The following is a 15,545-nucleotide window of genomic DNA, read 5'->3' as shown; positions in this document are numbered from 1 at the left end:
ATTATGATGAACCCTGGAAAGAAGCATTAAGTCTAAGGCGTAGGGTGCGTTAGGCGGCTATCAATTCCGTCAAAAAACCAAAATTAACAAGCCGCCGTAACGCACCACCTCTATCATTAAATTGGTGCGTTACGCTATCGCTAACACACCCTACGATATGTAAAAATAAAATTTGCTGTAGATTTGGACTAGACAACCGATGAATACACAACTATCAACTCCCAATACTAATCAATCTATCCCCGTAGAGATAATTGCTTCGCGTAACTTCATTGATTGGTTAGAATCTCAGCAGATTAGTCTGGCTTTTACTACCTATCAAAGTTCTCGACTGATGTTTTTAGGAGTTAACCCCGAAAGAGGGATGTCGGGATTTGAGCGAATATTTGACCGCGCCATGGGTTTATATGCTACCCCAGAAAGGATTTATCTTAGTTCCCGCTATCAAATCTGGCAACTAGATAATGTGCTATCATCCCCACAGCTTTATGATGGTTACGATAAACTTTATATTCCCCGCATTAGTTATACTACTGGGGATTTAGATATTCACGATTTAGCAATAGAAAATCTCTCTGAAAGAATTATATTTATCAGTACCATGTTAAATTGTTTGGCGACAGTCAGCGATCGCCATAGTTGTATTCCCCTATGGAAACCGTCGTTTATTTCCGCTTTAGTCAATGAAGATCGTTGTCATCTCAATGGTTTAGCTTTGGTAGATGGGAAGGCGCGTTATGTCACCGCTTGTAGTCAATCAGATGTGGTGGATGGGTGGAGAGACAGAAGGGAAACTGGCGGTTGTGTCATTGATATTCAGTCTAATGAAGTGATTGCTACTGGTTTATCTATGCCTCATTCTCCCCGATTTTATCAGGGTAAGTTATGGTTATTAAACGCGGGTACGGGTTACTTTGGTTATATTGATCAAGACAAAGGCATTTTTGAGCCTGTTACTTTTTGTCCTGGGTTTCTGCGCGGTTTAGCATTTGTCGGAAATTATGCCATTGTTGGATTATCTAAAAGTCGTGGGGGAGATAAGACTTTTTCGGGGTTAATACTAGATAATAATTTAATGGCTAAAGAAGCAGAACCTCGCTGTGGTCTGCTAATTATTGATTTGAAAACAGGTGAAGTTGTTCACTGGATACGCTTAGAAGGTGAAGTGACTGAACTTTATGATATACAAGTCCTAGAAGGAGTTAAACGTCCCCAAGCTTTAGGATTCCAAAATGATGACATCAGTAAAATTATTACTCTCGATCCTATTTCTCCTTTAGTTGGGGTAAATATAGCAAATAATCAGCCTGATACTTCCCCAGCAGATACCCTGTATCAGCAAGCATACGCTCTGCAAAAACAGGTTAAGCTTGAAGAAGCGATCGCTCTCTATCAACAATTAATTAATCAATCTCCCCAATATGCAGCTGCTTGGCATCAGTTGGGGGTAATCATGGATAGTTTAGGACAAATTGATCAAGCTATTTTGGCTTACAAGCAAGCTTTACTTATTAATCCTAATTATGCAGAAAGCCACAATAATTTGGGAATAATAGCAGTTAGCAAGGGAGATTTAGATGAGGCGATTATTTGCTTTAACCAAGCTATTCGTAGCAATCAAAACTATGCTTTTGCTGATAATAATTTAGGTTTAGTCCTACAAATGCAGGACAAGTTAGGGGATGCTGGGGTAAAGTTTCAAGAAGCAATTAGGAAAAACCCTAATTATCCAGAAGCACACTTTAATTTAGGAAATGTGTTACAACTCCAGGGAAAGACTGAAGAAGCGATCGCTTATTTTCAAACAGCAATTAAGCTTAATCCTAAATACATTAAAGCTTATAATAGTTTGGCTTTAGCGTTAGGAAGACAGGACAAAGTAGAAGCAGCTATGAGCGTATTTAAGCAAGCTTTAGCTATTCAACCTAATTCCCCAGAGGCTTTTGCTTGCTTATTTTCTATGAAGGAAATGACTTGTAATTGGGAGACAAGAGAAGCTGATTTAATTCAACTGTGGCAATTAACCGAAAACCAGTTACAAGAGGGAAAAACTACCGCAGTAACTCCCTTTGATACCTTATATAAACCTTGGTCTGCTAGTCAACAGTTAAAAGTAGCTTCTAACTATGCTCAAGAGGTTAAAAGACAATTAGCATTGATTACTAAACCCCTCAACTTTAACCATTCCCGCACTCGATCTGGACGATTAAAAATAGGTTATTTATGCCATGATTTTCGTAATCATCCTACCAGTCATTTGATGCAAAGTGTCTTTGGTTTACATGATCGCAATAACTTTGAAATAATTGCCTATTCCTATGGTCCTGATGATGGTAGTGAGTATCGTCGTCGCATTGCTAATGATTGCGATCGCTTTTATGATATTGCTACTTTATCAATTACGGAATCTGCACAACGGATTTTTAATGATGGGGTGCATATTTTAGTTGATTTGATGGGATATATTGATAAAGCGCGGACACAAATATTGGCTTTAAAACCTGCACCGATTCAAGTTAATTATTTGGTTTATCCCGGGACAATGGGAGCAGATTTTATCGACTATATTATTGGTGATGCCATAGTTACACCACCAGAGTCTGCTGATGATTTTACTGAAAAATTGGTAATTTTACCGGATAGTTATCAGGCTAATGATTATCAACAAATTATATCATCTAAACCTGTTACTCGTTCCCAGTATGGTCTTCCTGAATCGGGTTTTGTCTTTTGTTGTTTCAACCACACCTATAAAATTGAGCCGCAAATATTCACTGTCTGGATGGAAATTCTGGCTAATGTTCCCGGTAGTGTATTATGGTTATTTTCGAGAGTAGCTGAAGCTGAAGTAAATCTACGTCGGGAAGCAAAAGCGCGAGGAATTGAAGGCGATCGCTTAATTTTTGCCCATCTCGAACCTAAGTCGGAACATTTGGCGCGGCATCAACTAGCTGATTTATTTATTGATACTTTATACTATAATGCTCATACGACTGGGAGTGATGCTTTATGGGCAGGTTTACCGATTATAACTTGTTTGGGGGAGACTTTTCCTTCCCGTGTTGGTGCTAGTTTACTGACAGCTACTGGCCTACCTGAATTAATTACTAAGAATTTAGAGGAGTATAAAAATTTAGCGATTAATTTAGCAAAATCTCCTGATAAATTGCACGAAATTAAACAGAAACTAGCACAAAATCGTCTTACTTATCCGTTATTTGATACGCTTCGTTTTACCCGCAATTTAGAAAAAGCTTATCGGACAATGTGGGATATTTATGCTGCGGGAAAATCACCGGAGATGATCAGGATAGCCAATTGATCACTGGAATTATCAGGGTAAGCGCATCTTAACAATCCTTGACAAAATGAACTTTATGTGAGTTGCTTACCCAGGGGGTTGGGTTTCATGCTTCAACCCAACCTACGTTCATCTTATATTTAATTCCATCCACCTACTTATATATGTTAGTAAATTAAGTCCTAAAATTGAATTACCTTGCTCATTTAATAGAGGACTGTAACAAGCGATCGCTCCCTGTTGCGGTACAATTGATAATAAGGCCCCACTGACTCCTGATTTTGTGGGAAACCCCACCTCAATAGCAAATTTTTCGGAAGCTTCATAGAGTCCACAATTAGTCATAATTTCTAGAATAATTTCGGCAAAAGAAGAAGCTAAAATTAACTTACCTAAATTAGCAAGATCGGCAATTTTTCCGGATAAACAACAGATTCGATTGTAGGTTTCTAGAGCTAAATAACGATGACTGATATAACCATTTTTTTCTAATTCTAAGCTTAAAGCTTGATTGTGAACATTAGGATAAGAGTGAACAGAATCAAGCACAGAGCCATCGAGAAATAATTGACAATTACCCATTTTATTTAACCATAAAAGCAAATTTTCACAGCGAGATTCCGGCGTTTCTCCTGCTAATAAATCCGTTAATGCGATCGCACCACTGTTAATCAGAGGATTACGGGGAAAACCGCGATCCTCTTGCAGTTGAGTTAAAGAATTAAAAGGATAACTAGAAGCTTGTTTTCCCACGCGCCTAAAAACAGCATCTTCCCCCAAATGAGTTAAAAGATATAATAACAAAAAAGGTTTAATCACACTCATCAAAGGAAAAGTTACAGTTTCATCTCCCCAAGACAAAATCTCCCCCTCAAGACAGTGAATCTGGAGAGCGAAAACCTCGGGATTAACTTGGTTCAAAACTGGTATATAATAGGGAGTCTGACCCTTCCTATCCGATAAATGCACTTCCCCGAGCCAAGCTTTTATATCTTCCACCCTTAATCTAGCTAATCGGTTCATTTTTTTAATCCATGTACTCAGTCAAAGAAGCAGAATCTATAATTTTAACTCAAATTCAACCCCAACAGGAAACAGAAAAAGTTTCTCTAGAGGCAGCTTTTGGGCGCATTTTAGCCGAAGATATCAGCAGTGATTTAGACTTTCCCTACTGGGATAATTCCGCAATGGATGGCTATGCTGTCCGCTACGAAGATGTCAAAGACACTAACCCAGAAAATCCCGTTACTCTAAAGATTATCGCCGAAATTCCCGCCGGCAAAGTCCCCGAAGAAATTATTCAACCGGGAGAAACAGCGCGAATATTTACGGGAGCGATGTTACCCGCCGGCAGTGATACGATTATTATGCAGGAAAATACTCAACAAAAAGGGGAGCGGGTGGCGATTCTTATCCCTCCCGAAAAAATAGGTCTTTTCGTGCGTCAACGCGGCACATTCTATCGAGCGGGAAATACCTTATTAAAAGCCGGTATTGCCATTAATTCCCCAGAAATAGCAGTTTTAGCCACGGCACAAGCTACCGAATTAACAGTTTTTTCCCGTCCCAAAGTGGCAATTTTCTCCACGGGAGATGAATTAATTAATCCCGATGAAACCCTCCAAAAAGGTCAAATTATTGACTCAAATCGCTACGCTTTAACGGCATTTGTCGCCAGTTTAGGGGCAATTCCTAAACCTTTAGGTATAATCAAAGATAGTCCCGAACTTCTCAGAGAAACTATCAGAAAAGCCATTAATTCTAGTGCTATCGTCCTTTCCACCGGCGGTGTTTCCGTGGGAGACTACGATTATATCGAGGGAATTTTAGGGGAATTAGGGGGACAAATTCTGATTCGCAGCGTTGCTATTCAACCGGGTAAACCCTTAACCTTTGCTACTTTTCCTAACGGTTGTATTTACTTTGGTATCCCCGGTAATCCCGTCTCTGCTTTAGTTTCCTGTTGGCGCTTCGTGCAAATGGCCATTAAAAAATTATCGGGATTGACAGATTATCAGAACAAATTTCTGCGAGTTGTCACCCGCGATACTCTCAAATCTAAGGGACAAAGAGAAGTTTATCTCTGGGGAAAAATAGAAATTATCGAGGGAGTTTATCAATTTCAACTTGCTCCCGGACAACACAATTCGGCTAATTTAATTAATTTAACAGGTACTAATGCTTTGGCCATAATTCCCCAGGGTAAAACTACTATACAAGCGGGAGAAACAGTAGAAGTTTTGACTGGACTTCCCCTTTGAGAGCCAGTTTCAGATGTTGGCAAGGGTTCTTTTTTTGACTTGATTTCCTTCTCGGTAAGAATCAGGTCGAAGGACAGCAGCCGGGGAATTACGCTTAGGAACTTTTTCTATAGACCCTAATTAGGGTTTGCTGAAAAAGTTTTTCCTGGTGGCAGGGTGTGGGGTGTGGGGTTTTACCCATTTTCAGGGAAAAAGTGCCGGAATTTTCCCCCCAAGCACATGGACCGCCAGCAACATTGTGAGTGTCACCTTCAATTTTGGTAATGGGGCCCACGTTACCACCTTTAATCCTAATGGGGGTGATGGGTTGAGTAGTAGTATAGGAAGCTTTGTCACCAATGCCTTAGGACAATTAACCTCTGTTCCTTCTGATTGGATTGATTACTCTAATGTCAATGTCGTCTCAACCAATTCTACACAAACACCTAACGAATGGTTCGTGAATGGAGACAATGGCGTTTACTTTACTAATGATTTGAACTACTCTGTCGATTTGACCAATGTATCAGGTAATATAGTTGCTGCTAACTGGACCATTCAAGGCACCCAGACACAGACAACCTGGGAACCAGGTACCGTTTTAGGCTTATTAGCGGTGGGTTCTCTGGGTTTATTGGCTCGCAAACGTCAATAAATGACCAATTCTATGGTAAGGAAGGTTTAAACGCCTTCCTTTTTGGTTAGGGGGCGATATAGTCTTATGTCTCTTTTTGTATAGCTCTAACCTGTTTAACCTCTAATTCTAAGGCGGATGCGACTTGCTCAACGCTTAACCCTAAGGCTAACAAACGAGGGACCGCCTCTAGTGCTTTGTTTAGTCTGCCTTGCTCAATGCCTTGCTCAATGCCTTCCTGACGCGCTTCCTCGCGCACATCTTGAAAATACTGAGTCTGTTTTAATTCATCTAAACTAAACATAGTTTCTATCTCCCGACGATTGAGAAGCGGTAACTTATAAACGAGAATCGTCTCTATTAATTGTAAGAGTTCTTGGGGTTTTTGGTCGGGGGTTAATTCTTGCCGCACTCTTTGGATTAATTTTCGGGTGCTATCAAGCGCTTTTGCTTTAGATAGGGTGATTAATTGGACTGTGGCTAAACCAATCGAAGTTTGAGGAGTGTTTTCTAATTCATTCAGATAAATCCGTCTCACTCGCTCGCAGTTGAGGAGTTCCCGATAGCGTTGAACTTTATCGGTTTCTACTTGAGGGTTAGGATAGACAATCACACCCCGCCAATCATTGGTTAAGTCAGTTTTACTGAGATATAAGAAGATTTCAGTGAAAAAGCGCTGATAAAAAGCCTCATCTTCTTGAAATTGCACCTCACAGAAGTAGATAGGAGTCTGGGGGTTATTATTTTGCGGCAGAAAGACTCCATCCAGACGAAAGGAAAGTTGTTTGACTTCCACTGAGTCAAAGCGGTAGTTATTGGCTTCGTTGATAGGGAGTTGAATTAATTCAAAGAAGATAGAGGGGAATGATTGAAAGAGTTGATAAAAAATCGTGTCAGTTTTCATGCTTTTATTTCTGAACCTCCCCCCTAGTATTATACTAGCTATGGCTAAAAGTCTTACAGAGCCTGAGTTAAAATCTTCATAAGGGTTTTGTTAATTTTTTAGTATTTCTGTATGGAGCAAGTCCAGGAATACTGACTCCTAACCCTCAACCTTTTTCAGCCAGCCCTAATTAAGTAGGTGGGTGGAATTAAATATAAGATGAACGTAGGTTGGGTTGAAGCATGAAACCCAACGCCCGATTATGTTACGCTACCGCTAACCCATCCTACAAATAATTGTGCCTCCCTAATTATATATTGGCCTCAAAAACGGGACAATAGCCTTCGGCAACCACTTTAAAACCGTAGAGGGGAGAAGTGGGATTCCAGCAGCGCTGACTTTTGTAGTGGACACAGACACGACAGCAATCCATCTCCTCTAAAGCTTTGGTGATGCGATTAGGACTCTCGCTTAATAATTCCCGTTGGGAGACTCCCCGCAATAATAATTCTTCCCCTTGCCAGCGCGCTTCTACCAGTCCCGTATCGGCGAAATTACTCCACCGGGGATCCCGAGTGATCGGCTCTGGTAAAGTGATAGTGATGATCGAATCCGATTCATTTAATTCTCCCTCATAGTGACTGGGGGCCGGGGGTGTCGGTTGCAGAAAGCGATCGCCAATAGGCAATTCTACCAGGGTTCCCACGGCCGGAGAATGGAGTTGATAACGGCTTTGTAATTCTTCTAAACTGGTCAAATCCGCTAGATATAGGGGCGAGCCATGGACGAACATGATATGCTGCGGTCGCAGGTTATGGATTAGTTGGGTGGTGTTGCGACTATCGCTATGTTCCGCGAGTAGATAGGTTTCTTGGCTAATTAATCGCGAACGCTGTGCCGCTTTTAATCGGGGATTCTCCAGGTTGATATCGTGCAGGTGTTGGGGAACTAAGATTAACCAAGGTTTATCCCCTTGCAGATATTTACTCACCTCCTCTAGGCGATCGATTAGTAAAATTATCGGAGTGGTTCCCCCTAGAGGTGTCGGTTTTTCTGGCAACCTTCGCAACCGGGGACAGATGCGCTCATCCCAAAATAAGGGCTGATGTTTGGCAAAATTCTGGACAGATGCGGGAAATTGTGGTAAAATTTCTAGGTAGGCATCGCAGGCTTTAGCGATCTTGCCCCCAACCCAAATATCAATGTCGCGGCCCGTGAATTGGTGGTGCGATCGCAGTAATTTTAAAATTTCTTGACCCAATCCCAAAGCGGGGACGGGTAGTAGGACATTTTGTCCCTCAGCGATCGCATGATAGATGCGATTCATCAACTGTTTTTCCTGCTGTCGTCGGTGGGGATGGCGTTCTGTGCCGTAACTGCCTTCAATAATCAGCACATCGGGGGATATTCCCCGCAGCAGATCGATCGATAATCCTTCCACCAGTTGAAAATTAGATAGGGAAAAATCGCCGGTATAGAGGACTTTATAGGTGCGTTTGGGGGTTTTGTAGGTGAACAGGACTACGGCGGCCCCGGGTAGGTGGCCGGCCGGAAAAATCTCGACGGTGAGATCATCAAAGAGAGCGATCGGCGATCGCCATGGCCAACCCTGACAGAAACTGCCGATTTCCTCGGCAGAATCGGGCCATTGTAGGGGCAGCAGTTGTACTGTCACCTCACTGGCATAAACTGGCAATTGGGGATAGGTCTGATGGAGAGCCATTAACCCACGGATGTGATCGCTGTGGGCATGACTACAGAACACCAGATCCACGGGGGGTTTTTTATTTTGGGTCAGGGGTTGCATATCGGCCAAACCGCAATCTAAAAGTATGCGATAGGGACCGATTTTCAGTAGGAGACAAACCCCTTCTGATGTGTGACCGACACCAAAAGGTAAACAGGATAAAAGGGATTTTGACCCCCAGACAGCAGTAGAGCGTTGAACCATGGCAACCCTGATCATGATAACTGGTTAGTGAGCGGAACCGTTGCCATCGTAGTTATCGCTATCATAAAAACCGTTGCGGGTGCCGAAAAAGAGACAAGAGACGGTGAATACAGCCGTTAGTGCCAACAGGATTAATTTGATGTCCATATAATTAGTGCAACTCCTCAGAGGGTAATCTCCCCTCATACTAACCCAACTTTTTCGCTTGTTAGCAGCTAGGTTTCGGATTTGTCCCTGGGCGCTCACCCTCTTTCCTCCACCATCGCCCGGTCTATGTTAATAATTAACGAAGGCAGCAAGCGGAGGGCAGGAGTCCGTTTTTGTAACGGGGATTTATACTCCGCTCCAAAAACTTTTCGCCAACCAGGAGCGAGGTTTTAGACCTGTCCATTAGTCACATCTTTCTTAACATTTCAAACCTTTGTAGCACAGGGCTTTCAAGACTCGGCTAACAATCTGTAATATTCCTTGTTGACACCCTTAATGACAAAGAAAAAACTGAAATCAAGTCAGAATAAGGGTTGGAGTCCTGACTGACCAAATTGTTAAGCAAGATCTCTATAAGGGATAGGTTTTAGACAAGGGTTGTGTGCGATAATTTTAGTTAATTTAAAAGTCTTGAGCAAAACTAATCCCAATTCACAGGACTACTTTTCTGTATCTCATATTAAGAAAAAACTATGAGCGATAATATTTTGTCTCAAGCTTCACAGCGATGTATTACATAGATGGCAGTTGACTTATAATTAAGAAAGCTTGCTAATTTTGTCAGATAGAAAAAACGAGGAGATTAATTAATTTAGCTATATATGTCAAGATTAACCCAAGAATCTTTGGGTAATGAGGCGGCTAGATTTTCAGCTTTAGAGTCTCAACATCAAGAAGCTTCGCTCTACGGTGTTACAGATGGTAAAGCGATCGGAACCTACTTAGAACAAAAGTTTAAACTATATCTAAAAGAAAAATATGATTTTGTTGAGGGTAATGCAGCCAGTGGTATCGATTTTCCTGAGTTGCTGGTTGATATAAAAGTAACCAGTATTAAACAACCACAATCATCTTGTCCTTTTAAATCCGCAAGAAAAAAGATTTTTGGCTTAGGATATTCCTTAATTATTTTTGTTTATGAAAAGTTAGATAATAGTCTCAATCGCACTGCCAATTTAAGAATGATCACGACAATTTTTGTATCGGCTGAAAGAACAGCTGATTTCCGGATGACTCGTGGTATTCGCAACATCTTAAACAATCAGGGTAACAAAGATGATTTAATTGCCTTTATGTTAGATAAAAACTTACCCGTTGATGAAATGGCAGCAGCCAATATAGCCGATGAAATTCTTGCTAATCCTCCATTACAAGGATTTTTAACCATTTCCAACGCCTTACAGTGGAGACTACAATATACTAGAGTAATTGATCTTGCTGGTCAAGAAGAAGGATTAATAGCTATTTATAGAGAGAATTAGTAATGTCAGTTTCTCCAGTTAAAGTTGAATACGGCGACTTTCAAACTCCTTTAGAGTTAGCCGAAAAGATTTGCCAAAAGTTATCACAAATAAATGTTAATCCCAAGGTAATTATTGAGCCAACTTGTGGTACAGGAAACTTTTTAAAATCCGCAGCAGTTACCTTCAAACAAACTGAAAAAATTCTTGGCTTTGAAATTAATCCTAATTATGTTGCACAGATAGCCCAAGATGAGCAATTATGCCAAGATACAAGAATACAAGTTCATCAAAATAATTTTTTTGACTGTGATTGGAATGCTCTAACTCAAGCATGGAAAGAGAATATTTTATTCTTGGGGAATCTACCTTGGATAACAAACTCAAAACAGGGATTGATTAATGGTAGCAATTTACCGCAAAAAAGTAACTTTCAAGGTTATCAGGGTTTAGATGCTATCACAGGAAAAAGTAACTTTGATATTTCAGAATGGATGTTAATTAAATTGATTGAATGTCTTAATCATCGTTCAGCTTATCTGGCAATTATCTGCAAAACAGCCGTTTCTAGAAAAATTTTGAACTATATTTATACTCAGAAAATTAATCTCATCTATTCGGCAATTTATCCGATAAACACTCAAAAATATTTTCAAGCTAATGTAGATGCTTGTCTCCTATTTTGTCAATTTGATTCTCAATCAGAAAATTACTTTTGTGATGTTTTCAAGAGTTTTGAGGAAAGGGAGTTTCAGCGTATTGGTTATCAAAATGATATTCTAGTCAGAGATTTAAATACTTTTATCAGACTAGAGAAGTTACATCATCGGCATCCTCTAGTAGAAAAATGGCGTTCAGGTATTAAACATGATTGCTCAAAAGTCATGGAATTGCAGTTAGTTAATGGAATTTTTGTCAATGGTTTAAAGGAAATCGTTGATATTGAAACCACCTATCTTTATCCTCTTCTTAAAGGTTCAGATGTGGCACAAAATCGCCTAGAAATTATCAATAAATACGTTTTAGTAACTCAGGAGTTTATTGGTGAATCTACAGAAAATATGCGAGATATAGCGCCAAAAACTTGGCAGTATCTAGTTAATCATGTAGATTACTTTGGGAATAGAAAAAGCAAAATCTATCAAAATCAACCAGATTTTTCTATATTCGGCGTTGGTTCTTACACTTTCTCTCCTTTTAAAATTGCCATTTCTGGACTTTATAAGAAACTTAATTTTCAACTTATATCACCCTATCAAAATCAACCAGTTATTTTCGATGATACTGTTTACTTCTTAAGCTTTGATAATTTAGATACTGCTCAGAAAACACTACAGCTTCTCAATTCTTCCCTAGCGATGGAGTTTTATTCATCTCTGATATTCTGGGATGAAAAAAGACCAATAAAAACCCGTATTTTAAATAGTTTGAATTTATCAGAGTTAGGGTGTATTACTAAGGCTAACGCAGCTAAGTAACGCACCTTACGGGATATTTTATGATAATTTTTTCATCTCCTCGATAATTGCCATTGTCTCGACGCTAACGGTACACCCACGGGTTAATAAGTCAACCACTTGCTCTTTATACTTTACAAAATGATAGGTATTAAATTTCTCAGCGATGGTTTTATCTTTAGGTTTCTTTTCTTTATATTGATCTTTATACATTATCATAACTACTCTAGAATATACGCCTTTAATTTCTATGTGTTGTTCTTTCAATAGGGCTAAGTAGGTAGGCACAATTATTTGTAGGATGGGTTAGCGGTAGCGTAACATAATCGGGCGTTGGGTTTCATGCTTCAACCCAACCTACGTTCATTTTATATTTAATTCCACCCACCTACTTAGATTAGATTTAATAGTCATGACCGTAATTCTGACTTTAGTAACCTATCTATAGTTATTTTAGTACAAGTATAAGCTTTTGGAAAAAAGCAATCTTATCAGTCATGGTAGTTTTGCCTGTTTCTGGGAATCAACTCGGACCGACTAAAGAAACAAAGGAAAATGGAAATTTTGCCGATCTAGGGCTGGCCTTTGCTATAAGTGAGCTATATAGCGCCTCCTTGGCTAGTGAGGAAATTCTCAAACGCTAAAGCTGAGAGCTTACCGCTATAACTAAGCACACAAATCACCTAGACAGAGAAAATATCATGCGTATCGCTCACGATGTCACCGAATTGGTTGGCCGCACTCCTTTAGTACAATTGAATCGGATTCCCCAGGCGGAGGGCTGTCTTGGCCGAATTGTGATGAAATTAGAAGGGATGAATCCCGCTGCTTCCGTCAAAGACCGTATTGGCACCCACATGATTAATAGCGCCGAAAAAGCGGGTTTAATCAATCCAGAAACCACGGTTTTAGTGGAACCCACCTCTGGCAATACGGGAATTGCTCTAGCGATGACTGCGGCAGCTAAGGGTTATCGCTTGATTTTAACTATGCCGGAAACGATGAGTTTAGAGCGCCGGGCGATGTTAAAAGCCTACGGTGCTACCCTAGAACTTACCCCCGGTTCCCAAGGTATGAAAGGGGCAATTTTACGCGCGCAGCAAATTGTCGATAGTATCCCCGGCGCTTATATGTTGCAACAATTTCGCAACCCTTCTAACCCAGAAATTCACCGTCTCACCACTGCTGAGGAAATTTGGCAAGATACGGAGGGACAGGTAGATTTTATTGTTGCGGGTGTGGGTACTGGAGGCACGATTACGGGAGTCGCTGAATTGATTAAATCGCGTAAACCTAGTTTTCAAGTAGTCGCGGTGGAACCTTTCAATAGTCCGGTGATTTCTGGGGGTAATCCCGGTCCCCATAAAATTCAAGGTATCGGTGCGGGTTTTATTCCGGAAGTTTTACGCACAGATCTGATTGATGAGGTAATTACTGTCAGTGATGAGGAAGCTTTTCAATTTGGTCGTCGTCTGGCAAAAGAAGAGGGTTTACTTTCGGGGATTTCTTCCGGTGCCAATCTTTGCGCCGCGATTCAACTGGCCCAACGACCGGAAAATGAGGGTAAATTAATTGTGGTGATTCAGCCTAGTTTTGGGGAACGTTATCTGAGTACGCTGATGTTCCAAAATATCGAGGAGCGCGAGTTAACTTTGGTGTAAAAAAAATATCCTCTTCAGCCTCTAGCAGTCAGCCTTTAGCTTTAACTATAGCAGTTATCTTAAATGGTGGCCTAGTATTCAGGCGCAGGTCGTCGGTCGTCAGTATTCTCCGAGTCAGGAGCCGGTCGTTAGGAGACAGGTTTTAGGTTTTGGGGTTTTGGGGTTTTAGTTCAATTTCCCCACTTCCCCACTTCCCCACTCCCCCACTTCCCTATACTTTTTAAACAGGATTTAGTATTAATCGTATTTTAGGAGGGATTTTTTCACCTGTAGGGGTATTTGTAAAGGTTGCGGTTTGATTGCTTCTTTGATAGCAAAATTATCGAGTAAAGCCGATCGCACTTGCGTATCGGTTTCTCGCGAGAGAAGATAACGAAAGTATTCTTGGCATTGTTCTCGACGACTGGGGGAAAGTTCCATTTCACTTAAACGTCGGACGGCCATTAAGCGCATTAAGGGATCATTAACTGTTAATTTTTCTAACCAGCGATCAAAGTTTTTTGACTCATTTTGACCGCGATGGTCGAGAAAATGCCATCCTAGCAGGATTAAAGTCAAAACCGTGCCAAATCCTTGCAAAATTGAGGCCAGAGCTAACCAGCGATTTTCGGCATAGGTCCAAATTGCGACAGCGAGATAGGTGGCTAAACTGCCTAAACCGCCACAGACTACCGCTAAAGTTAACTTACCGCTATCGGCGCTGAAAAAAGCACGCCCCCACAGCCACAGCGATGGCCAGTTTTGACCCTGGAGATGGTAAACTCCGATCATCGCTCCCACCCCGGTTAAAGTGGCCAAAACTAACTGCCAATTCCACGCCCAGAGGATCAAAAAACTAGCACAAGCTGCCGCCCATGTCAAGAATTGACGGGTTTTTTTTGCGGCGAGGGTTTTCATGACTCGACGCTGCAGAGCGGGGGAAAAATAGGGAGGAAGACGGAATACTGAAGACACGGGAAGTTTTTCACTGAGGGTTTGATGATCACTATAGCCTGTTCTCAGGCAGACAGATCATTTTTCTTGGTAAAAATCCTCGTGGCAAAAGAGGGAAGTGCTAGGGTGGGCTAAAATTGCGATCGAGAATCGGCTAAAGTTCAGGTTGGCGAGCTTAGGTGTTAAGATTGTTTGCCATCAAACTCAATTTTTTTTAGTAATAAATAGCTCAACAATATTCTGTAAACTTATATATAGAAACCTCAAGAAATATATTAATTTACCGTCTTTAGGGCAGTAAGCTCTGATAGACGATCTAGAGTAGTAGGTATAAATACCGCACATAATTTTACCTAGTCACGCCAGCTATCTAACTCATCTATAGCGGTTCTCGCATCTGTGCGGCACACTTAAACCTTTGCTGATTAAGTAGATATCTTTGTTTCCATTCACTTTAATAAAGCTGATGGTAAAGCTTTTCGTACAGATAAGCCAATTGGAACAGAGATTTTTGCCCTCAGTAATATAGGAAAAGCGATCGCTCAATCGGTTCTCACTGAAATCGTTAAGCTTGGCTTTAAAAACCGAGGAGTCAAAAATGCTCAATTCTTTGTCCTTAAACATACCTCAATGCCAGCCATTTTAATTGAATGTTGTTTTGTTGATTCTCAGGCGGATCTGAATCTCTTTGATGCTGAAAAAATGGCAGATGCGATTAAAGTCGGTTTAATTGGGGATGCTCAAGATACATCAGAATCTCAACCCGGTATCTTAAAAGTTACCCAAAAAACCATTCTTAAACCCTCTACTTTACAGTCATCTGACTTACCGCCAGAAACTTTGATAGATAGGCTCTTCGGGACTTGGTATGGTTCGATAGGGGAGCATAAATCGACTCAATCCTTATCTGGCAAAAGATTTAATTGATTAGTTCGCTTCAGATCGCAAACAATTGACAAAAATTGCGGCAATGTCTGTCTCTATAAAGGTTTCATTCCTTATAACCCCGTCCATTGCATAAGACAAACCGAAGAACC

General features: G+C 40.8%; 13 protein-coding genes and 1 pseudogene. 8 read left to right on the top strand and 6 right to left on the bottom strand.

Features of this window, described 5'->3' with window-relative positions; genetic code table 11:
* Positions 1 to 199: 199 nt before the first annotated feature.
* Positions 200 to 3,322, top strand: a complete 3,123-nt coding sequence (locus O9324_RS25540; RefSeq protein WP_288141664.1) for a TIGR03032 family protein — start codon at positions 200 to 202, stop codon at positions 3,320 to 3,322.
* Positions 3,323 to 3,430: 108 nt separating this feature from the next.
* Here the strand turns inward: O9324_RS25540 and O9324_RS25535 are convergent, their stop codons facing one another.
* Complete coding sequence (locus O9324_RS25535) at positions 3,431 to 4,324, bottom strand: glutaminase (RefSeq protein ID WP_002771678.1); 894 nt, start codon at positions 4,322 to 4,324, stop codon at positions 3,431 to 3,433.
* Between the two features lie 11 nt (positions 4,325 to 4,335).
* Between O9324_RS25535 and O9324_RS25530 the strand changes: the two genes are divergently transcribed.
* Positions 4,336 to 5,562: a molybdopterin molybdotransferase MoeA gene (locus O9324_RS25530; protein WP_288141663.1), complete on the top strand. Its 1,227-nt coding sequence runs from the start codon at positions 4,336 to 4,338 to the stop codon at positions 5,560 to 5,562.
* A gap of 163 nt (positions 5,563 to 5,725) precedes the next feature.
* The gene (locus O9324_RS25525) at positions 5,726 to 6,196 is read left to right on the top strand and encodes a PEP-CTERM sorting domain-containing protein (protein WP_002771682.1); all 471 of its coding nucleotides are present in this window, start codon (positions 5,726 to 5,728) and stop codon (positions 6,194 to 6,196) included.
* A 64-nt stretch (positions 6,197 to 6,260) separates the two neighbouring features.
* Here the strand turns inward: O9324_RS25525 and O9324_RS25520 are convergent, their stop codons facing one another.
* The 3 genes from O9324_RS25520 to O9324_RS25510 all read right to left on the bottom strand — a co-directional run bounded on the left by O9324_RS25520 (position 6,261) and on the right by O9324_RS25510 (position 9,156).
* Complete coding sequence (locus O9324_RS25520; protein WP_288141662.1) at positions 6,261 to 7,079, bottom strand: Rpn family recombination-promoting nuclease/putative transposase; 819 nt, start codon at positions 7,077 to 7,079, stop codon at positions 6,261 to 6,263.
* 289 nt (positions 7,080 to 7,368) lie between these two features.
* On the bottom strand, positions 7,369 to 9,009 hold the full coding sequence (locus O9324_RS25515; protein ID WP_288141661.1) for an MBL fold metallo-hydrolase: 1,641 nt from the start codon (positions 9,007 to 9,009) through the stop codon (positions 7,369 to 7,371).
* Positions 9,010 to 9,033: 24 nt separating this feature from the next.
* Positions 9,034 to 9,156 (bottom strand): DUF8629 family protein, encoded by a 123-nt coding sequence (locus tag O9324_RS25510; protein WP_002737208.1) that lies wholly within the window; start codon positions 9,154 to 9,156, stop codon positions 9,034 to 9,036.
* 662 nt (positions 9,157 to 9,818) lie between these two features.
* Here O9324_RS25510 and O9324_RS25505 point away from each other — a divergent pair.
* Both O9324_RS25505 and O9324_RS25500 read left to right on the top strand, forming a co-directional pair.
* Positions 9,819 to 10,478, top strand: coding sequence for a type II restriction-modification system restriction endonuclease (locus tag O9324_RS25505; protein ID WP_287629019.1), 660 nt, complete (start codon positions 9,819 to 9,821; stop codon positions 10,476 to 10,478).
* A gap of 2 nt (positions 10,479 to 10,480) precedes the next feature.
* Positions 10,481 to 11,935: an SAM-dependent methyltransferase gene (locus O9324_RS25500; protein WP_288141660.1), complete on the top strand. Its 1,455-nt coding sequence runs from the start codon at positions 10,481 to 10,483 to the stop codon at positions 11,933 to 11,935.
* A gap of 18 nt (positions 11,936 to 11,953) precedes the next feature.
* On the opposite strand, the pseudogene O9324_RS25495 reads toward O9324_RS25500, so the two are convergent.
* Positions 11,954 to 12,118, bottom strand: a pseudogene (locus tag O9324_RS25495) (helicase); the annotation flags it as partial.
* 293 nt (positions 12,119 to 12,411) lie between these two features.
* On the opposite strand from O9324_RS25495, the gene O9324_RS25490 reads away from it, so the two are divergent.
* Both O9324_RS25490 and cysK read left to right on the top strand, forming a co-directional pair.
* Positions 12,412 to 12,558, top strand: a complete 147-nt coding sequence (locus O9324_RS25490; protein WP_002771699.1) for a hypothetical protein — start codon at positions 12,412 to 12,414, stop codon at positions 12,556 to 12,558.
* A 57-nt stretch (positions 12,559 to 12,615) separates the two neighbouring features.
* Positions 12,616 to 13,575, top strand: coding sequence for a cysteine synthase A (gene cysK, locus O9324_RS25485; protein ID WP_052276418.1), 960 nt, complete (start codon positions 12,616 to 12,618; stop codon positions 13,573 to 13,575).
* 237 nt (positions 13,576 to 13,812) lie between these two features.
* Here the strand turns inward: cysK and O9324_RS25480 are convergent, their stop codons facing one another.
* The gene (locus tag O9324_RS25480) at positions 13,813 to 14,529 is read right to left on the bottom strand and encodes a hypothetical protein (RefSeq protein WP_002771701.1); all 717 of its coding nucleotides are present in this window, start codon (positions 14,527 to 14,529) and stop codon (positions 13,813 to 13,815) included.
* Between the two features lie 414 nt (positions 14,530 to 14,943).
* On the opposite strand from O9324_RS25480, the gene O9324_RS25475 reads away from it, so the two are divergent.
* Entirely contained in the window at positions 14,944 to 15,435 is a 492-nt protein-coding gene (locus O9324_RS25475; RefSeq protein ID WP_502846604.1) for an N-acetylmuramoyl-L-alanine amidase, read from the top strand.
* Positions 15,436 to 15,545 lie beyond the last annotated feature (110 nt).

It is taken from the genome of Microcystis sp. LE19-84.1B (genome assembly GCF_027531875.1).
Classification (GTDB): domain Bacteria; phylum Cyanobacteriota; class Cyanobacteriia; order Cyanobacteriales; family Microcystaceae; genus Microcystis; species Microcystis panniformis.
This window is presented reverse-complemented; position numbering and strand designations above follow the sequence as displayed.